The sequence below is a fragment of the Croceicoccus sediminis genome, from assembly GCF_007570835.1.
Lineage (GTDB): Bacteria > Pseudomonadota > Alphaproteobacteria > Sphingomonadales > Sphingomonadaceae > Croceicoccus > Croceicoccus sediminis.
Window position 1 is genome coordinate 551,779 of record NZ_SUNC01000002.1, and the last position, 22,911, is coordinate 574,689.

Consider the following 22,911-nt stretch of genomic DNA (forward strand, 5'->3'; position numbering starts at 1 on the left):
GCCACGCCCTGCCCCGACGGAGGCCCTCCCAGATTGACGCGGGCTGGAATCGTCAGCGCGATCCTGGTGGGCCTCGTGGGCGCGATGGTGATCTTCATAACGCCGGGTTTCCTGGCGGTGATCGCCCAGATGACCGGGTTCGACGACGATCAGCTCGGCTATCTCGTCGCCTGGGACATCAATTCGATGGCCGTCACGATCGGGCTCAGCACGTTTGCGCTGGCCCGCATTTCGTGGCGCAAGGCCGTTGCCGCGGGCCTTGCCCTCATCATCATCGGCAACGTGCTGACGGTGCTCGTATCCGGGTTCGAGGCGACGGTTGCCGCGCGCGTCGTGGCCGGTTCGGGGGCGGGCATCGCCATCGGCTTCGCATTCGCCGCCCTGGGCCGCGCGCCGAACCCGGATCGCGCGTTCGCCATCTATCTGGTCGTCGGCTACATTCTTGCCTCGGCCTACCTGTTCGCGATGCCGGCCATCATGGCCGCGATATCGCCGCAGGCCCAGTTGCTGATATTTGCGGCCTTAAACGCCCTCGTGCTTCTGACGCTGCGCACGCTGCCCGACGGCAGCAAGGACGAGGCCGATATCTTTGCCGGTGGCGGCAAGATCGACATGCCCTATTCGGTTGGCGCGTTGGTAAGCGTGTTCCTGCTGTTCTTCGCGGTCGTCGGTGTCTGGTCCTATACCGAGCGTATCGGCGCGGCGAGCCGCCTTTCGCCAGAGGTCATCGCGACCGGGCTTTCCATCGGCACGATGGCGGGCGTGGTGGGCGCGGCGCTGGCAGGGATGCTGCCGCGGACCTTGGGACGCTCTATCCCGATCACGTTGAGCGGTATCGCCTGTCTGATCGGCTTTCTGCTCTATCGCGGGGAAGTTTCCCCGACCGCTTTCACTGTCGGCACGATCCTGACGATGCTCAGCTGGAATTTCAGCCAGCCACTTCTCTCCGGGCTCTGTTCGGAGGCGTGCAGCAGAGGGCGCGTGGTTTGCGCCATGGGCTCGATCCAGACCTTCGGTTCCGGCCTTGGTCCGGCGGCGGCGGCGGCCACGCTTGTCACCGGATCGTTCGACCTGATGATCTACGGCGCGTGTGCGGCGCTTGTGCTGAGCGTGCTGGCGGCGGTCGCCACGACTTCGAGAGCACGCAAGGTCGTCGCCAGCTGACCACCTCGGTCTGACGCGAGATGCCGAAAGCCGCCACCGCTCTTTTCAGCGGTGGCGGCTTCGTCTCATCGTGATGAGTGGGGTGATTGATCGGTCGGATCGACAATCCGCGACACGGGCCGAGCGCAAAGGCTCCTGCTCCGTGTCATGAGATGCAGTGGGGCGCCGCCTTCGGGCCGGCGCCCCTTTGCATTCGAATTACAGGAATACGGCCCGCGACAGGCCGCCGTCGACCGCAATCGATTCGCCGGTGATCCCGCTGCCCAGTTTCGAGCAGAGGAAGACGATCGGGTCGGCCACTTCCTCGACCTCGAGCATGCGCTTCAGCGCTGCCGGATCGCCCGCTTCGCGCGCGGTGATGGCCTCGACCGTCGTGCCTTCCTCTTCGGCCATCTCGGCGAACCATTCCTCGATATGTTCGGTGCGGGTCACGCCGGGGTGGATGATGTTGACCGTGATGCCGTCCTTGCCGACTTCGTCGGAAAGCGTCTTGGTAAAATGGACCAGCGCGGTGTTGCGCATGCCCGACAGCGCTTCGGTGCAGCGCGCGGTCAGCCCGCCGACATTGACGATGCGGCCCCAGCCTGCCTTGCGCATGTACGGGACGCAGGCCTTTGCCGTGCGGAAATAGCCGAACAGCTTGGTGTTGAGATCGAGGAGGAGCATGTCCTCATCCGCTTCCTCGATCGCGTTGCGCACCAGGCCACCGGGGGCCGCGGCGCAATTGACGAGAATGTCCACGCTGCCGAAAGTCTCGGCCGTCTTGGCGACAAGTGCCTCAACCGATTCCTTCGATGTCGTGTCGGTGGGAACGGCGATGATCTCTCCGCCGGTTTCCTGGCGCAGTTCTTCCGCCGCCGCTTCCAGCTTGCTGGCCGTGCGCGCGGCAATGGCGACCTTGGCGCCCGCCATCAGCAGTTTGCGCGCGGTTTCCTTGCCGATGCCGACGCCGCCGCCGGTGATGACGGCGACTTTTCCGCCCAGTCCGAGATCGAGGTTCATTCTTGTTCTCCTGTCATTATGCGCGCTCGACCAAGACACGCGCACCTTCGGCGTCGTCAAAGTCCACGCGAATTATATCGCCTGCATGAAAAGGGGCCGCGCCGGTGCAAGAGCCCGTTGCGATCAGTTGTTCGGCGCGCAAACGCCCGCCTTCGGTATCGCGAAGCCAGTTCGCCAGCCAGACGACCGCGTCGAGCGGATTGCCCAGCACCAGCCGGGTCGATCCTTCGACGGGATCGTCCGTGTTGAGTGTAAGCGTCACCTGCATGTCCGCGAATTTGTCATCCCATTCATCGGCAAGCTTCCTGCCCCAGACAAGGCAGTGACCCATGACATTGTCGGCAACAAGGAGCGAGAGGGGAAGGTCGTCCGAGGCAAAGCGGCTGCGCACGATCTCGATCCCGGCATAGATGCCGCCGATCGCGTCGCAGATATCGCTCCTCGTGTAGGGCGCGTCCTGTTCGGGCAGATCCCTGGCCAGTTCGACGACCAATTCGCCTTCCGCATACATTGCGGGGCCGAAATAGGTGACGGCGCTGCCATGCGCAAAGATCGCGCTGGCCGGAAGCCTGCCGACGACCGGCTGATCCGTTCCGAAGGCTGTCTGCGCCCCTTCGCCGGTGAGGCCGAGCTTCCACAGCATGACCGGCATGTCGCTGCGGCCGGCCACGTCCCGCTGAATGGCATAGGCCTCTTCCAGCGACGGGTTGTCGCCGGGAAGTGCGATCACGTTGCCGCCTTTTACGGCGCTCAGTTCCCGCATGAGATCGCGCTTATCGCCCTGCACACCAAACTCCTCGATTTGATTGTCCCGCATATGCAACAAATAACTTTTCAAATCTAGTATTGTTTACATTTCGCGTTTGAGCTACCTGTTCTGGGAATCGCCAGCGTTCCAACGGGTTCGCCGCGCGAAAACGAAACCGCAGACCGAGGATGCGCCATGAACGAAATGCCCACATCATTTGCCAAGGCCGAGTCGCTGGGAGCGGATCTGGCCAGGGCCCCGCGCGGTCTCATCATCGGCGGCAAGTCGGTGCAGGCCGTGTCCGGAAAGACGTTCGCGACCGTGAATCCGGCTACCGGCAAGGAAATCTGCCAGGTTGCCGAAGGCGGCGCGGAAGATGTCGACCTCGCGGTAAAGGCGGCGCGCCAGGCGCTGGTCGATCCCGCCTGGGCCAACATGAGCGCGGTCGATCGCTCGCTGCTGCTTAATCGCCTTGCCGACCTGATCGAACGTGACGCGGCGGAGCTGGCGGTGCTGGAGTGCATCGACAACGGCAAGCCCGCCACCCTGACGCAGGCTGTCGAGATCGAAGGGTCGATCAAGACCTTCCGCTATTTCGCCGGCTGGCCCACGAAGTTCGGCGGAGAGACGCTGCCCGTGTCGCCGCGCAGCGGGGCGAAGATCCTGAACTACACCGTGCGCGAGCCGGTGGGCGTTTGCGGATTGATCGTGCCGTGGAACTACCCGATGTCGATGGCGGCCTGGAAGGTCGCCCCGGCATTGGCCGCCGGGTGCACCGTCATCCTGAAGCCTGCCGAGCAGACCCCGCTCACCGCCCTGCGCCTGGCTGAACTCGCGCTTGAGGCCGGAGTGCCCGAAGGCGTGTTCAACGTCATCACCGGGTTTGGCGAAGCAGGTGCCGCGCTGGTCGATCATCCCGGCGTCGACAAGGTCGCCTTCACCGGCTCTACCGCTGTCGGCAAGGCCATCGTGCGCGGCTCGACCGTCAACCTGAAGAAGGTCAGCCTCGAACTGGGCGGAAAGTCGCCGCAGATCGTTCTGCCCGATGCCGATCTCGATGCAGCTGCCGCCTCGATCGCGGCAGGCATTTTCTTCAATCAGGGACAGACCTGCACCGCGGGTTCGCGCCTTTACGCGCACTCGTCCATCCATGACGACCTTCTGGCGCGCATCGCCGATCAGGCCGCGCAGCTGACCATCGGCAACGGTCTCGACCCTTCGGTCAATTTCGGGCCGCTGGTGTCGCAGGAGCAGTGGGATCAGGTCAGCAGCTATGTCGAAATCGGCAAGAACGAGGGCGCCGACATCATGATCGGCGGCGGACGTCCGGCCGATCTGAGCGAAGGTTATTTCTTCCAGCCCACGATCATGACGAATGCCGGATGCGACATGCGCATCGTGCGCGAGGAAATCTTCGGACCGGTGCTCAGCGCGCTGAGCTGGGACGATGCCGATGATCTCGTCGCGCAGGCAAACGATTCCGATTTCGGCCTGTCCGCCGGCATCTGGACCAACGACATCAAGCAGGGCCACCGCCTGGCAAGCCAGGTCAAGGCCGGCACCGTCTGGGTCAACTGCTTCAACCTGGTCGACAACGCCACGCCGTTCGGCGGCTTCAAGCAGTCGGGCTGGGGCCGCGAACACGGCCGCCAGGCGATGGAACTCTACAGCGAAATCAAGAGCGTCTGGGTCAACCTGAGCTGATCCGTCGCCACCACGAACAAGATTGCAGGAGTTTGCATGAGCAGGACCATGATAGTTGCAACCGATGGGCAGGCGCTCATCCGTTCGCACGACGAAGGTGAAAAATGGTACAGGATCAACATCGGGCAGGACCTGGAATACGATGATCGTGTCCGCTGTCTGCTGGTCGATCCGGCAGACCCCAAGGCGCTGTTCGCCGGGGCCGAGAAGGGCCTGTTCTACAGCGAAGACCATGGCGTCCACTGGAACCGGGTCGATTGCGCGCTGAACGGCTACTCGGTGTGGAAACTGGTCGTCAGCGAGAGCGACCCCAAGGTCATGTACGCAGGGACCGGTGCGCCGACGCGCGCGATCCTGTTCCGTTCACGCGACGGCGGCAAGACGTGGGAGCGTACGCCGCTGGAAATGCCGGAATTCTGTGCGGGCGTGAACCGTCCGCGGATGCTGGCGCTGGCCGTCGATCCCGATGATGCGAACGAGGTTTGGGCTGGTGTCGAGGAGGGCGGCCTGCATCGTAGCCGCGATGGTGGCGACAGCTGGGAACGCGTGGATACCACGTGGTCCGAATTCGGCGGCAATTCCGACATTCACGACATCATGGTCCTGAAGCAGGCCGACGGATCGAAAGTGCATCTGGCGCTGACCGTCATTGCGCTTTACCGTTCGACCGATGATGGCAATACCTGGACGCGCCAGCCGGCCAAGGAGACCTGGGGCCTGCGTTATTCGCGCCTGCTGATGCGCAAGCCGGGCAGCAGCACCGAGGTTGCCGTGGGCATCGGCGACGGAACGCCGGGCACGCAGGCGTCGATCCTGACGTCCAGCAATGCCGGGCTGACCTGGACGAAGTCCGACCTCGATAAGCCGTCCAATTCCTGCATGTGGGCGTTCGGCGGCAATCCTGCCGATCCCGATCTCCTGCTCGCCGCCAGCAAGTTCGGCTATCTCTATCGCTCGGACGATGCCGGCAAGACGTGGAAAAAGGAATGGCGGGAGTTCAACGAGGTGACCGATGTCACCTGGATTCCCGGCGTACCGGAAGACCTGGGGCTGCCGCATGTCACAAACTGATACTTCTCCGATCCGGGTCGACAAGATCGCCCATATCGTCCTGTTCGTGAAAGACCCCGAGGCTTCGGCCAAGTGGTACAGCGACGTGCTCAACATGAAGATCGTCGCGCGCGCCGGGGACGGCCCCTACAAGGGCGGCGTCTTCATGAGCTTCGGCGTTGCCGATCACGACATCGCGCTGTTCCCCGGCGAACCCGATGCCAGCCGCGGCAAGGAGTTCGAGCATATCGGCCTGATGATGTCGGGCACCAGCATGGACGACCTGCGCCGCAACTATTCCTTCTTTAAGGAACGCGGCGTCGAAGTCGCTGAAATCCTCGATCATGGCGTATCGACCGGCATCTATTTCTACGATCCGGACGGCCACATGCTGGAAGTTTTCTGCCAGCGGATCAGCACGGATGGCGGAGCCTCGCAGGCGGAGCTGAACCGTAACGAGGGGCAGGCCAACCCGGTCGCTCCCGACCAGCTCTGACACACCTTTTCAAGCAATACTGCAGGAACAGACAATGACCACTCATGCAGCCAATTTTGGCGTCTTTCACATCCGCAAATGGTTCAGCCAGGTCGAAGAGATCTGGGCTGGCGAAACGGGCGCCCCCGCCGATGGCGAACCCATTTTCAAGTACATGATCGCCGCCTGCATCAAGAACCCTTATGCCGGCGAATTCGTCGAGGACCTGTCCGCCTGGATCGACGGCTCGCCGGAGCTTGGCATCGAGATCGGTCGCCGTCTCAACGCGCTGACCGGCGGTCAGAAGATCGAAAGCTATGGCAAGGCGATCATGGTCGGCATCGATGGTGAATACGAACACGGCAACGCCCTGCTTACCAATCCGGCCGCCAATCCCGTGCGTGATGCCGTTGGCGGCGGTGCATCGTGGGTCCCGTCGACCGGCAAGCGCGGCGTGCCGGGCACGATCCTCGACATCCCCTTCGGCCACAAGGACGCGCTCTACGTCCGGTCGCACTACGACACGATGAGCGTGTCCTTCGACGATGCCCCCAACCGCGACGAAGTCATCGTGTGCTGGGTATTCGCAACACGCGGACGGCTCAATGCACGGCTCGGCGGCCTGAAGGCCGAAGATGCCGAGGGCAACGGACTGACCTGAACGATGTCGGGGCAGACAGCATCCACAGCCTGTGAGGCACCGGTACCGGTCACGCGACTGGCCACGGAACGCACCCGGCGCATTGCCAGCGGCAACGTGGAAATCCTGGTGCGGGAATGGGGCGCGCAGAATGCCCCGGCTATCGTCCTGCTTCACGGCCTGCGGGGATATTCGGGCACCTGGCGCAAGCTTGCCTCGTCCCTGCAGGACCGCTGGCGGCTGGTCGCGTTCGACACGCGCGGCCGCGGCAGCAGCGACTGGGACCCCGATCGCAACTACTACACCGACGCCTATCTGGCGGACCTCGAAACCGTGGTCGACGAACTCGGCCTCGACCGGTTTGTTCTACTGGGCCATTCGATGGGGGGCACGACCTCCTATTGCTATGCCGCGAAGCATCCGGGCCGCCTGCAGGCCCTGGTGGTCGAGGATATCACCGCCGGTTCCTCGGTCGCGGGTGAGGGATTCAAGCGGATCGTGGCCGAAATGGCCGCGCTTCCGCGCCGGTTTGCCGACTGGGGAGAAGCCCGGGCCTATTGGCGCAAGCTTCGCCCGGGCGTCGCCGACGCCGCGATCGAGGAGCGTTTGTTCGAATCCATGCGCGAGGACGACGATGGCTCGGTGATTTGGCGCTATGATGCCGACGGCATCGCCGCCACGCGGGTAGAACCCGATCCCGCCCGCGTCGTCGACCTGCATCCCGTGATCGCGGCGATCCGCACGCCCACCCTCATTATTCGCGGCGGCAAATCGGATTTCTGCAACCTGGCCAAGGTTCAGGAACTGGAGGCGGATAATCCCGCGCTTTCCCACGCCACCGTGGAAGAAGCATCCCATTACGTTCACGACGATGCCCCGGACACTTTCTGCCGACTGGTCGAAGGTTTCCTGGCCGGCATCCGCACATGCCGCGGCGCAGTGGCACGACAGGATTGATGACCATGAACGAGCCGACCGGCACGACCTTGAATTCCGAGACGCGCCTTGGTGCGGACCAGCTGCTCGACGGCCTCTATCGCGGCGGGGCCGAGATCTGCTTCGCCAATCCGGGCACGACGGAGCTGAGCATGGTCAGCTCGCTGGCACGCGACGGGCGTATCCGCTGCGTGCTCAGCCTGTTCGAAGGGGTCTGCACCGGCGCAGCCGACGGCTATGCCCGCGTTTCGGGCAAAGTGCCGCTGACGCTGCTGCATCTTGGGCCGGGCTTTGCGAACGGGATCGCAAACCTGCACAACGCGCGCCGCGCCGGATCGCGGATCATCAACCTGATCGGCGACCACGCGACCTGGCATCTGGAATACGATGCGCCGCTGACGTCCGACATTCGTTCGCTGGCTCAGCCAGTCTCGCGCGAGGTGATCTATCTCGACAAGACCGGGACGATCACCGACGGCGTGACGGCAGCCTTTGCCGCCACCAACCGGGACGAAGGCGGTGCGGCGACGATCATCTTTCCCACCGACGTCGTCGACGCACCCGCTGCGGGCAGCGCTTCGGTAGAGGAAACGGCCTACCGCCCGCGCCCCGTGCCTGCCGAAGCGCTGGACAAGGCTGCAAAGGCGCTTGGCGATGCCGCGAACGTCATCGTTCTCATCGGCGGTAACGCGCTGACCGAAGCGGGCGTGCGGGCTGGCGGGGCACTGGCAGACAAGCTTGGCGGCCGCCTGCTGATGGAACCGTATCCCGCGATCGTGACGCTGGGCGGGGATCTGCCCGTCGTGGAGCGGCAGGCCTATTTCCCCGATGACGTGATGGCGCAGATGGGCGATGCCACGGTTGTGCTGGCCGGGGCGCGCATGCCGATCAGCTATTTCGGATACGAAGGCTGGCCCAGCCAGCTGGTGCCCGAAGAACGCCTTGTCCGGCTGGCAGAGCCCGGCGACGATGCGGTTGCCGCGCTTGCGGACCTGACCGATCGTATCGACGGGGCCGGGGCAGGGGTGCCTGCCCGCGATGCGGCTTCGGCGGTGGCTTCGCCCGCTGCTCAAGATGCCCTGTCGGCCGCCTCGGTGGTCGAGGAACTGCTCGTCCAGTTGCCGCAGGATGCGGTCATCTCTCTCGAAGGGTCGACGATGGGCGGACCGTGGCTGAAGCAGGCGCACCGGGCAAAGAAGCACAGGGTCATCACCAATACCGGCGGCGCTATCGGACAGGGGCTTCCCTGCGCGGTCGGCGCGGCGATTGCAGCCCCCGATGCACGCGTGGTCGCCCTGCAGTCCGATGGCAGCGCGCAATATACGCTGCAGTCGCTATGGACGATGGCGCGCGAAGGTCTGAAGGTCACCGTGATCATCGCGGCGAACCATCGCTATGGCATCCTGCAGACCGAATTGAAGCGGGCTGACATTCCGCTCGACGACCCGGTGGTTTCGACCCTGACCGATCTCGACCATCCGCGCGTTGACTGGGTTTCGCTGGCACGCGGATATGGCGTGGAAGCGCGGTTGGCGCGCACCAATGGCGAACTGGCAGAGGCCCTGCGCGAAGGGCTGTCGCTGGACGGTCCGTTGCTGATCCAGGCCGAATTGCCATGACCGCCAAGCAGCGCGTTGCCATCCTGACGGGTGGCAGCGGCGGCCTGGTCCCCGGCATCGCGGAAACGCTGGCCGGGGCCGGTTTTGCCATCGTGCTGACGGCGCGGGGCGAAGACCGCCTGCAGGAAGCCGCCCGGCGTCTTGCGGCAAAAGTGGAAGTGCCCGTCACCGCGATCGTATCCGACGCCCGCGATCAGGCCTCGGCCGATGCGCTTGCCCGCGAGGTGTCAGAACGGTTCGGCCGTATCGACGCGCTGGTCAATGCGGCGGCCAGTTCGATGCCCATCGGCGGCGCGATCGAGGACGTCGACGCCGATGCCCTGATTGCCGATGCCAACGTCAAGGTCGGCGGCTATCTGCGCTATGCCAAGGCCGTCCTGCCCGCCATGAAAAGCGCCGGCAGCGGGCACATCGTCAATATCGGCGGCCTGACCGGACGGTCCAGCGACACGTTGAGCGGGCTGCGCAACGCCGCCGTCTCGCACCTCACAAAAGTGCTTTCCGATCAGCTCGGCCCTTTCGGCATAACGGTGAATGCCGTTCATCCGGGCATCGTGCTGACCCCGCACCTTGAAGAGCTGTTTGCCGAAATGGCCACGGATCGGGGCGTGGCCGTCAATGTCATCGAAGACGAATTCCGGCAGGATATTCCGACCGGGCAGTTTCTTACCGTTGCGCAGATCGGCAGGTTGGTCGCGCATCTGGTGGATGCACCCGATGCCGCCTTGACCGGCCAGTCGCTGACCGTGGACGGTGGATATTCGCGCGGCATCTACCTTTAAGGGATGGGGAATTGAGCATGCACACACAGAACGAAGTCGCCGCAGCGAAATACCCGATGTCTATGCGCCTGCTGCACTGGTTTCGCGCCGTGCTGATCCTGGGGTTGATCTGGTCCGGATGGTACATGACGGGGCTACCGGAAACGACGCCGATGGAAACGTTCGACCTGTTCTATCCCAATCACAAGCAATTCGGCATCGTCGTCTGGCTGCTGGCACTGACGCATCTCGTGATCCGCTGGAACAACCGGCGGATCCTGCCGCAGACGCCGCAGAGCCTGAAGCCCTGGGAAAAGACGCTGTCGCATGTCGTCCACCGTTCGATCATGGCGCTGACGATCCTGACGCCGATGTTCGGTTACGCGATGTCGTCCAGCTTTACGCAGAGCGATGGCGTGCCCTTCTTCGGGCTGGAAGTGCCGGAACTGCTGCCCAAGAACGACGACGCGTTCGCCGTCTACCACGAGCTTCACGAATACAGCGCCTACGTGCTTCTGGCCCTGGTGGTCCTGCACGTTGCCGGTGCGATGAAGCATCGCTTTCACGACAAGGGCGGCGAAACCGACGTCCTGCCGCGGATGCTGTAGACATTCCGCTTTCCTAAAAGAGCCAGATAATGACCGAACTTTCCCTGCAGCTTCTGCGGCCCGATCAGCTTGACCCGAACGGCCTTGCGGTCACCAATCCGGCGAACGGATCGCATGTCGCCGCGGTGCGCCGGTACGACAATGATGCTCTTAAAACGATCGTCGATGCCGCAGAGGCAGCCAGGCACGGCTGGGCCGCCCGCCCTGCGAAAGAACGCAGCGATATCCTGCGGGCCTGGTACGATCTTATCGTGGCGCGGACCGAAGAGCTTGCACGCCTGATGACGCTGGAAAATGGCAAGCCGCTGGATGAAGCAAGGGGCGAGGTAAAATACGGCGCCGCGTTCATCGAATGGTTCGCGGAAGAAGCGCGTCGGGCCTATGGTGAAGTCATCCCCACGCATGCCAAGGGCAAGCGGATCGTCACCCTGCGCCAGCCGGTCGGCACGTGTGCTGCCATCACGCCGTGGAACTTCCCGCTGGCGATGATCACCCGCAAAGCGGGCCCGGCGCTTGCCGCGGGGTGTTCGATCATCGTGAAGCCCGCCGAACTGACCCCGCTGTCCGCACTTGCGCTGGAAGCGCTTGCGCATGAAGCGGGTGTGCCGCGCGATCTGTTCCGGGTCGTTCCCGCGGTAAAGTCGTCCGATGCGGGCGACCTGTTCTGCACCCATCCCGCGATCCGCAAGATCAGCTTCACCGGGTCGACACAGGTGGGCAAAATCATCATGGCGAAAGCGGCCGGACAGGTTAAGCGGCTCAGCCTCGAACTGGGCGGGAATGCGCCCTTCATCGTGTTCGACGATGCCGATATCGACCGGGCCGTGGACGGCGCGATGGCCTCGCGGTACCGGAATGCCGGACAGACTTGCGTCTGCGCCAATCGCTTCCTGGTTCAGGACGGTATCCACGACGCTTTCGTCGAAAAACTGGCCGCGCGCGTTGCCGCGATCAAGGTCGGCGACGGCATCGATAATCCCTCCGGCATGGGGCCGTTGGTGAGCGACAAGGACGCCAACCGCGTCGCGAAGCTGGTGCAGCAGGCCGAGGCGCAAGGTGCGCGTTCGGTCGGAAAAGTTCCCGGCGTTCCAGAAGCGGGGGCCTATCATGCGCCGGTCGTCCTGGCCGATGTCACGACCGACATGGAAATCGCGCATGAAGAGATTTTCGGCCCGGTCGCGCCCGTCATCCGGTTCACCGACGAAGCCGAGGCGATGCGCATCGCCAACGACACGCCCTATGGCCTTGCCGCCTATTTCTACACCGCCGATGCCGCGCGTCAGTGGCGCGTCATGGAGGGGCTGGAATATGGCATGGTCGGCGTCAACGACGGCCTTATTTCAACCGAAGTGGCCCCGTTTGGCGGCGTTAAGGAATCGGGCTTCGGCCGCGAAGGGTCCAGCCACGGGTTGGCCGACTACATGAACATCAAGTACTGCCTGCTGGGCGGGCTCGGCTGATCTGACGCACGGAAAGGGCTATCCGGTCGGGTAGCCTTTTCCGCGCTTGATCGTCCTGATCGCAAAGCTGGACCGCATCGAACTGACCCCCGGTAGCAGCGACAGACAGCCGCGATGGATGCGGTCGAAATGTTCAAGATCATGGGCGGCGATGCGGACGATGTAATCCGCATTGCCCGAGGTCAGGTGGCATTCCAGGATGTCGTCGAAACCGGCGACCGCGGCCTCGAACCTTTCCATCGAAGTCCGGCTCTGGCTTTCCAGCGAAATCTCCACGAAAGCATGCAGCTTCAGCCCCAGCCGCTGCGGATCGAGCAGGGCGGAATACCCGGTGATGATACCGGCCGCTTCGAGGGACTTTATCCGCCGGTGGCAGCTTGAAGATGATGCGCCGACGATCTCGGCAAGGTCGGCGATCGAGCGCGACGAATTCTCCTGCAAGGCACGGAGGAGAGCGCGGTCTATCGAATCCATCATTTCTTCCCGGTAATTGCCTTATGATCGGGATCAGATCCCAAATATGCGGTGATCCATAGCAAATTCGGAAGAAATTCACACCGCTTCCGAGATATCATCACCACTTCCAGATTCGAAGGAGTGGGTACGATGCGTGTCGGTACGGTAAGAGAGATCAAGAACCACGAATATCGCGTCGGTCTGACGCCGGAAAGCGCCCAGGAACTGGTCGTGAATGGCCACGAAGTGTGGGTCGAAACCGGTGCAGGCGAAGGTATCGGCGCCAGTGACGAGGAATACGTCGCGGCCGGCGCGACAATGAAGCAGACCGCGGCCGAGATTTTCGCGGGTTGCGAGATGGTGGTGAAGGTCAAGGAACCGCAGGCCGTGGAACGCGCACAGCTGCGCAAGGGCCAGATCCTCTACACCTACCTGCACCTTGCGCCCGATGCGGAACAGACCGCCGACCTGGTGAAGTCCGGCGTGACCGCCATCGCCTATGAAACGGTGACCGGTCCCGGCAACTCGCTCCCCCTGCTCAAGCCGATGAGCCAGGTCGCAGGTCGCATGTCGATCCAGGCCGGTGCAACCGCGTTGCAGAAGGCGCAGGGCGGACGCGGCGTGCTGCTGGGCGGCGTGCCCGGCGTGCTTCCGGCCAAGGTCGTCGTGATCGGCGGCGGCGTTGTCGGCGTCAACGCGGCGCAGATGGCTGTCGGCATGGGTGCGGACGTGACCATCCTCGACCGTGATCCGACCGTTCTCGAACGTCTCGACAATCACTTCGAGGGCCGTGCGCATACCCTTTTCTCCAGCAATGCCGCCCTTGCCGCGCAAGTTGCCGGGGCAGACCTCGTCGTGGGTGCCGTGCTGGTTCCGGGCGCCGCTGCGCCGAAGCTCGTCACGCGCGAGATGCTGTCCACCATGCAGCCGGGTGCGGTTCTGGTCGACGTCGCGATCGATCAGGGCGGGTGCTTCGAAACCTCTAAGGCCACAACCCACGCCGACCCGACTTATATCGTCGACGGCATCGTCCACTACTGCGTCGCCAACATGCCGGGCGCGGTCGCGCGGACCAGCACGTACGCGCTGAACAACGTCACCCTGCCGCATGCCCTGCGCATCGCGAACAAGGGATGGAAAGCGGCGCTGAAGGACGACGCCCATTTGGCGCAAGGCCTGAACGTGCACGAAGGCCAGATCACTTACGAAGCCGTGGCCCGTGACCTGGGTTATGATTACGTGCCGGTAAGCTCGCTGCTGGACTGAGTACTTTTTTGACGGATTGGCGGGTAAGGCCATTCAAGGCGCCGCGGCACGGGCATCACGCACCGGGCCGCGGCTAGCCCAAATTCCGTCAACAGACGGCGGGGCCTTTCCCGTCCGCCCAAACGTGGCCGATCAGCCCAGCGTGACCGCCGTGCCCGAGCAGCTGACCATCAGCATCGAGCCGTTCTGGCCCAGCACTTCGTAGTCGAGGTCGACGCCGACGACGGCGTTGCCGCCCAGCTTCATCGCCTCTTCCTTCATTTCGGCGATCGCTTCGCGGCGGGCGCGGGCGAGGACTTCCTCGTACTTGCCCGAACGGCCGCCGACGAGGTCGGTGATCGATGCGAACAGGTCGCGGAAAAGGTTCGCGCCCACGATCACTTCGCCGGTGACGATGCCGTGGTAGGCAGCGATTTCGCGGCCCTGCACGGTCGGGGTGGTGGTGACGATCATGCCGCTGTCGGCGTTACCCCACGGACTTGCCATTATTGCTCTCCTCGCTGGTGCAACCTTCGGTTTACACGTGACTAGTGCCCGAAGGTTGCGCCCGCGTGAAGGCCTTTACTCACCCATCAACTGACGGGTGAGGTAGGTGTAGGTCAGCGCCCATGAACGCGCCTCCTGCCGGGGATCGGCGCCCGCGGCGTGGCCGCCTTCGGTCTGTTCGAAGTATTCATAAGGCAGGCCCAGTTCCTTCATCCGCGCCGCGAACTTGCGGGCATGGGCAGAGCCCGTGCGATCGTCCTTGGTCGAGGAATAGATGAAAGGCACCGGATAGTCCGTGCCCGCCTTCAACGCGTGATAGGGCGAACGTTCCAGCCAGAAGGCCAGCGCATCCGGGTCGGTGTTCACGTTGCCGTATTCGCCCTGCCACGACGCGCCCGCGCCGATGCGGCTGATCCCGATCATGTCGAGCAGCGGCACCTGGATCACCGCCGCGTTCCACAGGTCGGGCCGCTGGGTCATTTCGACGCCCGTCAGCAGGCCGCCGTTCGATCCGCCCATCATGCCAAGGTGTTCGGGGCTGGTCAGCCCGCTGGCGATCAGGTCTTCGGCTATGGCCGCGAAATCATCGAAGATGATCTGGCGCTTCGTCTGCAGGCCGGCCTGATGCCACGCGGGGCCGAATTCGCCGCCCCCGCGAATGTTGGACAGCACATAGGCACCACCCTTTTCGAGCCAGAGCTTGCCGATGATCGCGCTGTAACCCGGCGTCATCGGTACCTGGAACCCGCCATAGCCATAGAGCAGCGTCGGCGTCGTGCCGTCCATCGCCGCGTTCTTTTTGCGGACGAGGAAATAGGGGATCTTCGTGCCGTCGGTGGATGTCGCCCACTTCTGTTCGACGACCAGGTCGCTGGCATCGAACTTGGCGGGCATGGCGCGCAGGACCTCGCTCTCGTCGCTCGCCGCGTCGGCGAGGTAGAGCGCGTCGGGCGTGGTGAAGCCTTCGGCGTTGAGGAAAAAGCGGTCGCTGTCCTCGTCGCCCGAAACGAGGCTGAGCGTCATCTTGTCGGGCAAGTCGACCGTGCTTTTCGTCCAGCTGCCATCCGCGGCCGGTGCGAAGGAGAGGATGCGCCCGCTGACATTGTCGAGGATCGACATGACGAGCCGGTTCGCGGTGGTCGTCGCGGAGCTGTAGGCCTCGCTCGGTCCCGGTGCCCAGACGAGCGTGGGCGCAGGATTTGCCGGATCGGCCTTCAACGCGTCGGCGTCGAGCGAGACGAGCGCACCGGCCGGATAGTCGGTGCCGCCAACGGCCCAGTCCTGCGAAAGCTTGACGACAAGGCGATTGTCGATGAGCCCGAGCGGGCTGCTTTGCGAAGGCAGCGCGAGCGGGGTGACGGTGTCCCCGTCGATCAGCGCGAATTCGCGGTTCCAGAAATCGGTCGAACGCACGATCATCTGCAGCACGTTGCCCGAATTGTCGCGGATCACCGCGGCCGACGATGCCACGTCGTCCTTTTTGCCGCGGAATATCTCGACCGCATCGGATATGGCCTGACCGCGCTTCAAACGCTTGACCACGGCGGGATAGCCCGAGGTGGTGAGATCGGACCCGTCGCCTGCGAAGTCGGTGGAGAGCAGGATCGTGTCCTCGTCCACCCAGGTCGCGTCGGACTTGCCCTTCGGCACGAAAAAGCCGCCTTCGACGAAGCTTTTCTTGGCGAGATCGAATTCGCGAATCTCTACCGCGTCCTCGCCGCCGTCGGACAGTTCGACGAGGCACAGGCGTTCTTCGGGGCGCAGGCAGGACACGCCCTTGTAGACCCACGAGCGGCCTTCTTTTTCGCCGAGCGCATCGATGTCGAGGATCGTCTCCCACTCGGCATTGCCGGAGCGATAGGATTCCAGCGTCGTGCGCCGCCAGATACCGCGCAAGTGGTCGGCATCCTTCCAGAAGTTGTAGAGCATGCCCTTGCGAAAGGCCGGCATCGGGATGCGGTCTTCGGACGATACGATGGCGAATGCCTCGTCATAGGCGGCCTGATAGGTCGGTTCCGCCTCAAGCCGTGCGGCGCTGACCGCGTTCTCCGTCTCCACCCAGTCGAGCGCGCGCTGCGAATAAGTGTCTTCGAGCCAGATGTAGGGATCTTCGGGCAAGGACTGGGTCAAGGGTATCTCCTCGGCCCCGGCAGGGGCGCTTGCGATCATTGCGGCGAGGCAGGCGGAAAGGGAAGTACGGAGGCCGGTTTGCATCGTGGGGAAGGGACCTGTTGGTTTCTGTTGAAACCTATCTATGCGCTGTCCCGCATCGATCAAGCCCGTATCTTCGCCCGCCTTTTCAGGCGGATGCGCGCAGCATACCCTGAAAGTCGAGACCCGAAGGCTCCTGATAGATGCGCAGGCCGAATTCGGGCAGGATCGCCAGAAGGTGATCGAACAGGTCGGACTGGATCGCCTCGTAATCGTTCCAGACCGTGGTTGCGGTGAAGCAGTAGATTTCCAGCGGCAACCCCTGCGGCGTTGGCGGAAGCTGGCGCACCAGCATCGTCATGTCGTCGCGGATGTGGGGGTGCGCCTTGATATAGGCGATAACATAGGCGCGGAACGTGCCGATATTGGTGATCCGCCGCGCGTTCACCCGGTCGCAGCCTTCGCGCAAGGCTTTCGCGTTCCAGTCACGCAGTTCCTCGTCCTTGCGGGCAAGATAGCTGTCCAGCAGGCGGAACCGGCGCACGGTGGCCAGTTCGTCGTCGGACAGGAAGCGGATCGCGTTCTGGTCAAGGAACATCGAACGCTTGATCCGGCGCCCGCCCGCCTCCTTCATGCCGCGCCAGTTGCGATAGCTTTCGGAAATCAGCCGGTGCGTCGGGATCGTGGTGATCGTCTTGTCCCAGTTCTGCACCTTCACCGTGTGCAGGGCGATGTCGATCACGTCGCCATCGGCGTTCAGTTGCGGCATTTCGATCCAGTCGCCCACGCGCAGCATGTCGTTCGACGACAGCTGGACCGAGGCGACGAGCGAGAGGATCGTGTCCTTGAAAACCAGCATCAGGACAGCCGCCATCGCGCCGAGGCCCGACAGCAGGAGCAGCGGGGATTCCTCCATCAGCACCGCGATGGCCAGGATCGCGGCGCCGCCGAACACGACGATCTTGACGACCTGGACATAGCCCTTGATCGGCCTGCTCTTCGCCTCTGGCCGGCGGGAATAAAGCTCGTTCACGTAATTGAGCGCGCCGCTGATCGCGAAGGCGATCGACAGGACGATCCCGGCCTCTGCCAGGTTCTGGACCACGATCCGCACCCCTTCGGTCAGGTTGGGGACCAGCATGATGCCCTTGGACACGATCATCAGCGGGATGACGTTGGCAAGGCGCGCGGCGGCCTTGTCGGCGGTCAGGCTGCGCGTGTCGAGGAAGGGCGCGGCGGCGCGCAGCAGGACCTTCTTGATGACGAAGTTCACCGCCAGCGCGGCAAGGGCCAGGAGAACGAGCCCGATGAGCGACTGCACCCAGGGCATTTGTTCGGCGAAAGTCTGTTGCAGTTGTTCCATGACGGCAGGGCCGATCCCACGTCGGGACACGAGTTTCAACCCGCGATCGGGAAAGCTCCTGCCTTCACACGGCGTTCTGCCGTCACGACGGTCAGTCGCGGAACGCCGTCTGGCTGAGGCGCGTGATCGGCGTGAAGATGTAGGACAGGATCGAACGCTTGTCGCCCAGCAGGTTCACGTTGGCGACCATGCCCGGCCCGATGGGCAGCGCCGTTCCGTCCTTGTCGCGCAAGGTGTCGGTGGTCTGCACCTCGACGAGGTAGAAATTCTCGCGAAGGTTTTCGTCCTCCACCGCGTCGGGCGAGATCGAGGTGACGGTCCCGTCCAGCGTGCCGAACACCGCGCGGTTGTATGCGGTGATCTCAAGCTTGGCTTCCTGTCCCAACCGGATATTGGCGATGTCCGACGGGCGCACTTTTGCCTCTACGTAAAGCGCGTCGTCCGACGGCACGATCTCGGCGATCGGCATGCCCGCATTGACGCTGCCGCCCACGGTGGTGACGAGCACGCGGTTGACGAGTCCCGCCATCGGGGCGCGGATCACGGTGCGGTCCATGCGGTCGGACAGGGCGGGCAGTTGCAGCCGCTTGGCCGAGAGTTCCGCTTGTGCCTGCGACAGTTCGCTGCCCGAACGGGTCAGCCAGTCGCTGCGCGCCTGCGCGGACTGGGCGCTGGCCTCGGCCACGCTGGATTGTGCGCGGGCGAGGGCGGCCTCGGCCGAGTCCACTTCCTTTTGCGCGACAAGTGCGGCGTTTTCCGCCTTGATGAATTCGACCTGGCTGATGACCTTGGTGGGCACCAGTGGGCGCAGCATTTCCAGTTCCTGCCGCGCCGTCGTCAGGTTGGACTGCCTGGCTTCCAGCATGGACCGCGCTTCGATCACGTGGCGTTCGGCCTGATGCACGCGGGCGGCCGCGGCGGCCATCGAACCTCTCAATTCCGCCATGCGGGCATTGTGCAGCGAACTTTCGATGGCGACCTGCCCTTCGGGTGCCATGCCATAGTCGGGCGTGGTCCCGCGCACTTCGGCGTTGAGGCGCGCGATCTTGGCCTCCAGCGCCTGTACTTCCGCCGTGGAACTCCCGAAGGCGGCACCCGTCAGGGTGGGCGACAGGCGGACGAGCACGTCCCCCTGCTGCACCTGTTGCCCGGCCTTGACGAGAATCTCCTCGACAATGCCGCCTTCGAGGTTCGAGACGACCTGCAACTTGGAGCTGGGCACGACGCGCCCCTCTCCGCGGACCGTCCGGTCGATCTGGGTCAGCGAAGCCCAGAGAAAGAACGCGACGACGAAACCCAGGATGATCCAAAGGACCAGGTTGGCCGATTTGCGGGCGGTATATTCCTGGTCGTCGACAGTGGCGTTACCGCCCTTCAGGCTATCAAGCAGCGCGTTCATTGTTCTTGGCCCCCTGCACGGTCCTCAGCTTGGAAATGCGCGCGCTCACCTGTTCGGGCGATCCGTCGGCGACGACTTTCCCGCTGGACAGCATCACGATGCGATCGACCAGACGCAGCAGCGAGGGACGATGCGTGATGAGGATGAGCGTGCGATCCTTGAACTCGGTTTCCAGGTTGGTCATCAGCCGCCGCTCGGTTTCCACGTCGACGGCCGATGTCGGTTCGTCGAGGATGATGATCGGCGGCTGGCCGATCAGCGCACGGGCAAGGGCAATGGACTGTCTCTGCCCGCCCGAAAGGCCTTCGCCGCGATCCGCCAGTTCCAGGTCGTAGCCTTGGGGCATCCGCGCGATGAATTCATGCGCGAGGCTGACTTGCGCGGCGCGGACCATTTCGTTGTCGTCGATTTCATCGCGGCACAGCAGGATGTTGTCGCGGATCGTCCCCGTCAGCAGGGCATTGTCCTGAAACAGCGCGCCGACCTTGGGGCGCAGCGCGGCCGGTGAAAGCTGACGGATGTCGATCCCGTCGATCAGGATCAGCCCGCTGGTCGGCCAGTAGAGCCCGATGATAAGGCGCGCGATGGTCGACTTGCCCGAACCGATCTGGCCGACGAGGCCGACCTTTTCGCCAGGACGGATCTTGAAGCTGACGTCTTTCAGCGCAAACTCGGCCGCGCCGGGATAGCGGAAGTCGACGTTCCTGAACTCGATCGACCCTTCCATGTTCGACAGGGACAGGCCCGCGCTTCCCTCCGGCCCTTCGACCGGGTTTTCCATCAGCTTGTTGATCTGGGTATAGGCGGTGCGCGCGGCATTGGCGCGGGTCAAAAGGTGGGCGATCGTGCCCAGCGGCGCGACCACGCGGCCCGCCAGGATCGAACAGGCGATCAACCCGCCCATCGTCAGCGACTGGTTGGCGATGGCGAATACGCCGAAGATGACCACGCCGGTATAGGCCGTGGTCTGCGCGGTGCCCGCGATGTTGATCGGGATGGTGGATACCAGCCTCTGGCGCAGCGACGCGCCCGCGTGTTCGGTCACCGCCGTGTCCCAGCGGCGGGTCAGGATCGAACCGGCATTGGCGGATTTCACGGTCTCGATATTGCCGATCGTTTCCACCAGCACAGATTGCTTGCCCAGCTGCCCGCTCAACGTTTCGGCCGAAAGCCGCCGCATCAGCGGCTGGGTGGCGAGCGCGGCGATCACCACGATCGGGATCATGGCCAGCGGCACCATTACCAGCCATCCGCCGATCAGCGCGATGACGGTCAGCGTGATGACGATGAAGGGCAGGTCGACCAGCGCGGTGATCGTGGCGCTGGCGAAGAAATCGCGCAGCGTGTCGATTTCGCGGACCAGCCCCGAAAGGCCGCCGGTCGATCGCTTGCCGATGTCCATGCGCATCTGCAGGATGCGTTCGAAGATGGATTTGCCGATATCGCGGTCCACCCGAGCGCCCGCAACATCCACGAAATAGGCGCGCAGGATCTTCAGCACGAAATCGAACAGCAGGATGATGACCAGTCCGATCGACAGGCCGACCAGCGAATCCATCGCGTTGTTCGGGACGACGCGGTCATAGACCGTCATCGTGAACAGCGCGGTGATCAGCGCGAAAAGGTTGATCATGGCCGCGGCCAGCGCGACCTTGGTGTAGATGGCGCGATTGGCGCGCAGCGGCTTGGACAGCCATTCGGCCATGCGCCCACGCGGCAATTCGATCTGCGTAAGAGATGCCAATTTATCCCCCTCTTCGCGACGCAACCTGCGATCCCCAAATCGTGGGCAGGTCCGTAATAATACTCATGCACCTGTTTATCAGATGACAATCATTGTTATTCATCGAAAAAGAAAGGCGTCCCGTAGAAGGACGCCTTTCTCATTACAGTCAGTGCCCGGAAGCGGTCACAGCCTTTACTTCAAGGCAATTGAGGCAGGTCATGCGACCAGCTGTCCTTCGACGGCCAGGTAGTTCTGGACCAGCAGGGACGAATAATCGTCACCGTCCATCGCAACCTGCATCATCGTGCCTTCGACCATGCCGTCGCCGCCTTCGTTGTAGGCGCCCAGCACGCCATGAGCGTCAGAGCCGTAGTCCTTCCAATCGGAGGCCTGCGCCTTCTTGCTGCCGCTCGCCACTCCGTCGAAGTTGGCATCCCAGTCGAGGATGAATTCGACCGCGTCGGCATAGTAGTCGGCAATGGCCGGATCGACTTCGGGATCGCTGCTGCCGCTGATCGCGGCATTGTTGATCGTGTTCAGGAATGCAGCGCCCAGGTCGCGTTCGAGGATGGTGACATAGTCGCGGCCACCGCCCTTTTCTCCGCCGTCCACCCAGTTGAGCAGCTCTTCGGGCGTCAGGAAAATGTCGCCGGCATCTTCGACGCCATTGCCATTTTCGTCCCAGACCGCGAACTCGTCATTACCGGCGACGCCATCGGTATCGACACCGAACAGCGACAACAGGTCGACTTCGCTCCAGCCTTCTTCCTCGAAGTTCTTGTCGCCATCGGGAATACCGTCGCCGTTGGCATCGCCTTCGTCGCCTTCGATCCCGTTATAGAGCGACTGGCCCAGCGTCGACTGCCAGAATCCGGGGGTGCGGACCGCACCTTCCATCATGTGGTTGCCGAAGTTGCCCTGCTCGGTCACGCCGAGATCGCCGTCGATGGTCAGGCCGCTGCTGATGACGAAGCTGAAGTCGCCATAAGTCTGGGTGAAGCCCGGTTCGACCGCTTCGTAGACATAGAGCATGCCCGAACCGTCGATCGCGGCGGCCACCAGCGGGTCATCGGTGTTGATGCCGGTGAACTCGTAGTAACCGTCGGCCCATTCTCCCGCGCCGGTGACGACTGCCTCGATGTACCCGTTGGTCGGGTCCATGTCGTTGTCGAGGTAGATGGTCCACCCGTCGAGCGTGCCTTCCCCAGCATCCCAGGCAGCGTTGTTGCTCAGGTCGGCCCACTTGTAGCCAGATACCGACATGTCGGCAAAGTTGGCGAAGTTCATGTCGTTTGCGCCATCGGCATCGATGACATATCCGGCCTGACCCAATGTCTGCGAATAGCCATTGGGCTTCACTTCGTAGACGTCGAGACCGATGTAAGTCTCGTCAAGACCGGTGAAGGACCATGAGCCGTCGGCGGCAGTTGTGGTCGCCTCGTCGGTTCCGGCGTCGTAAGTGGCGTTGTCGTTGACGTCGATGAAGATCGTCACGCCGCCAAGACCGCTTTCGTCGGTGGTGTCGCCATCGCCGTCGCTGTCGAGGTACTTCGTGCCCGAGATGTCGAAGAGCGGGAAGTTGGCGAAGTCCATGTCGGTCGCGCCATCGGCATCGATGGTGTAGCCGGCCTGGCCCAGCGTCTGCGAATAACCGCTCGGCTCGACCTCGTAGACGTCGAGACCGATGTAAGTCTCGTCAAGACCGGTGAAGGACCATGAGCCGTCGGCGGCAGTTGTGGTCGCCTCGTCGGTTCCTGCGTCGTAAGTGCCGTTGTCGTTGACGTCGATGAAGACGGTAACGCCGCCAAGACCGCTTTCGTCGGTGGTGTCGCCATCGCCGTCGCTGTCGAGGTACTTCGTGCCCGAGATGTCGAAGAGCGGGAAGTTGGCGAAGTCC

Annotated in this window: 20 protein-coding genes; 11 read left to right on the forward strand and 9 right to left on the reverse strand. The window is 63.4% G+C overall.

Annotation, left to right across the window (positions count from 1 at the left end):
- Window positions 1–33 precede the first annotated feature (33 nt).
- Window positions 34–1,164 carry an MFS transporter gene (locus FAX90_RS10695; protein WP_240704853.1) on the forward strand — a complete coding sequence of 377 codons (1,131 nt, stop codon included), beginning with the start codon at window positions 34–36 and terminating at the stop codon, window positions 1,162–1,164.
- 198 nt (window positions 1,165–1,362) lie between these two features.
- Here the strand turns inward: FAX90_RS10695 and FAX90_RS10700 are convergent, their stop codons facing one another.
- A complete protein-coding gene (locus FAX90_RS10700; RefSeq protein WP_144097345.1) occupies window positions 1,363–2,166 on the reverse strand; it encodes an SDR family NAD(P)-dependent oxidoreductase in 804 nt (267 codons plus the stop codon).
- 16 nt (window positions 2,167–2,182) lie between these two features.
- Window positions 2,183–2,983 carry a 2-keto-4-pentenoate hydratase gene (locus tag FAX90_RS10705; protein ID WP_144097346.1) on the reverse strand — a complete coding sequence of 267 codons (801 nt, stop codon included), beginning with the start codon at window positions 2,981–2,983 and terminating at the stop codon, window positions 2,183–2,185.
- Between the two features lie 135 nt (window positions 2,984–3,118).
- Here FAX90_RS10705 and FAX90_RS10710 point away from each other — a divergent pair, with 135 nt between their 5' ends.
- From FAX90_RS10710 to FAX90_RS10750, 9 genes are read left to right on the forward strand one after another with little or no spacing between them, the layout of a single operon-like run.
- Window positions 3,119–4,618, forward strand: a complete 1,500-nt coding sequence (locus tag FAX90_RS10710) for an aldehyde dehydrogenase family protein (RefSeq protein ID WP_240704863.1) — start codon at window positions 3,119–3,121, stop codon at window positions 4,616–4,618.
- A 36-nt stretch (window positions 4,619–4,654) separates the two neighbouring features.
- Entirely contained in the window at window positions 4,655–5,689 is a 1,035-nt protein-coding gene (locus FAX90_RS10715) for a WD40/YVTN/BNR-like repeat-containing protein (RefSeq protein WP_240704854.1), read from the forward strand.
- The gene (locus tag FAX90_RS10720) at window positions 5,676–6,164 is read left to right on the forward strand and encodes a VOC family protein (RefSeq protein ID WP_144097348.1); all 489 of its coding nucleotides are present in this window, start codon (window positions 5,676–5,678) and stop codon (window positions 6,162–6,164) included. The genes FAX90_RS10715 and FAX90_RS10720 overlap by 14 nt, the downstream gene beginning before the upstream one ends.
- Before the next feature lie 34 nt (window positions 6,165–6,198).
- Entirely contained in the window at window positions 6,199–6,804 is a 606-nt protein-coding gene (locus tag FAX90_RS10725) for an amino acid synthesis family protein (protein ID WP_144097349.1), read from the forward strand.
- A 3-nt stretch (window positions 6,805–6,807) separates the two neighbouring features.
- Window positions 6,808–7,740: an alpha/beta fold hydrolase gene (locus FAX90_RS10730; protein ID WP_144097350.1), complete on the forward strand. Its 933-nt coding sequence runs from the start codon at window positions 6,808–6,810 to the stop codon at window positions 7,738–7,740.
- Between the two features lie 5 nt (window positions 7,741–7,745).
- A complete protein-coding gene (locus FAX90_RS10735) occupies window positions 7,746–9,338 on the forward strand; it encodes an acetolactate synthase large subunit (RefSeq protein ID WP_144097351.1) in 1,593 nt (530 codons plus the stop codon).
- Window positions 9,335–10,120 carry an SDR family NAD(P)-dependent oxidoreductase gene (locus FAX90_RS10740; RefSeq protein ID WP_144097352.1) on the forward strand — a complete coding sequence of 262 codons (786 nt, stop codon included), beginning with the start codon at window positions 9,335–9,337 and terminating at the stop codon, window positions 10,118–10,120. Before FAX90_RS10735 ends, FAX90_RS10740 begins: the two co-directional genes overlap by 4 nt.
- A gap of 17 nt (window positions 10,121–10,137) precedes the next feature.
- A complete protein-coding gene (locus FAX90_RS10745) occupies window positions 10,138–10,707 on the forward strand; it encodes a cytochrome b (RefSeq protein WP_144097353.1) in 570 nt (189 codons plus the stop codon).
- A gap of 29 nt (window positions 10,708–10,736) precedes the next feature.
- Window positions 10,737–12,167 carry an NAD-dependent succinate-semialdehyde dehydrogenase gene (locus tag FAX90_RS10750; RefSeq protein ID WP_144097354.1) on the forward strand — a complete coding sequence of 477 codons (1,431 nt, stop codon included), beginning with the start codon at window positions 10,737–10,739 and terminating at the stop codon, window positions 12,165–12,167.
- A gap of 18 nt (window positions 12,168–12,185) precedes the next feature.
- Here the strand turns inward: FAX90_RS10750 and FAX90_RS10755 are convergent, their stop codons facing one another.
- Window positions 12,186–12,641: an Lrp/AsnC family transcriptional regulator gene (locus FAX90_RS10755; RefSeq protein ID WP_144097428.1), complete on the reverse strand. Its 456-nt coding sequence runs from the start codon at window positions 12,639–12,641 to the stop codon at window positions 12,186–12,188.
- Window positions 12,642–12,773: 132 nt separating this feature from the next.
- Here FAX90_RS10755 and ald point away from each other — a divergent pair, with 132 nt between their 5' ends.
- Complete coding sequence (gene ald, locus FAX90_RS10760; RefSeq protein ID WP_144097355.1) at window positions 12,774–13,889, forward strand: alanine dehydrogenase; 1,116 nt, start codon at window positions 12,774–12,776, stop codon at window positions 13,887–13,889.
- A 132-nt stretch (window positions 13,890–14,021) separates the two neighbouring features.
- Here ald and FAX90_RS10765 read toward each other — a convergent pair whose 3' ends face one another.
- The 6 genes from FAX90_RS10765 to FAX90_RS16615 all read right to left on the reverse strand — a co-directional run.
- Window positions 14,022–14,342, reverse strand: a complete 321-nt coding sequence (locus FAX90_RS10765) for a YbjQ family protein (RefSeq protein ID WP_144097429.1) — start codon at window positions 14,340–14,342, stop codon at window positions 14,022–14,024.
- A 108-nt stretch (window positions 14,343–14,450) separates the two neighbouring features.
- The gene (locus FAX90_RS10770) at window positions 14,451–16,544 is read right to left on the reverse strand and encodes a prolyl oligopeptidase family serine peptidase (protein WP_240704855.1); all 2,094 of its coding nucleotides are present in this window, start codon (window positions 16,542–16,544) and stop codon (window positions 14,451–14,453) included.
- A gap of 130 nt (window positions 16,545–16,674) precedes the next feature.
- Complete coding sequence (locus FAX90_RS10775; RefSeq protein WP_144097357.1) at window positions 16,675–17,889, reverse strand: mechanosensitive ion channel family protein; 1,215 nt, start codon at window positions 17,887–17,889, stop codon at window positions 16,675–16,677.
- Between the two features lie 91 nt (window positions 17,890–17,980).
- The gene (locus FAX90_RS10780) at window positions 17,981–19,288 is read right to left on the reverse strand and encodes an HlyD family type I secretion periplasmic adaptor subunit (RefSeq protein WP_144097358.1); all 1,308 of its coding nucleotides are present in this window, start codon (window positions 19,286–19,288) and stop codon (window positions 17,981–17,983) included.
- On the reverse strand, window positions 19,272–21,032 hold the full coding sequence (locus FAX90_RS10785; protein ID WP_240704856.1) for a type I secretion system permease/ATPase: 1,761 nt from the start codon (window positions 21,030–21,032) through the stop codon (window positions 19,272–19,274). The genes FAX90_RS10780 and FAX90_RS10785 overlap by 17 nt, the downstream gene beginning before the upstream one ends.
- Before the next feature lie 198 nt (window positions 21,033–21,230).
- The coding region (locus FAX90_RS16615) for a hypothetical protein (RefSeq protein ID WP_205700669.1) at window positions 21,231–22,911 on the reverse strand (1,681 nt) is incomplete at its 5' end.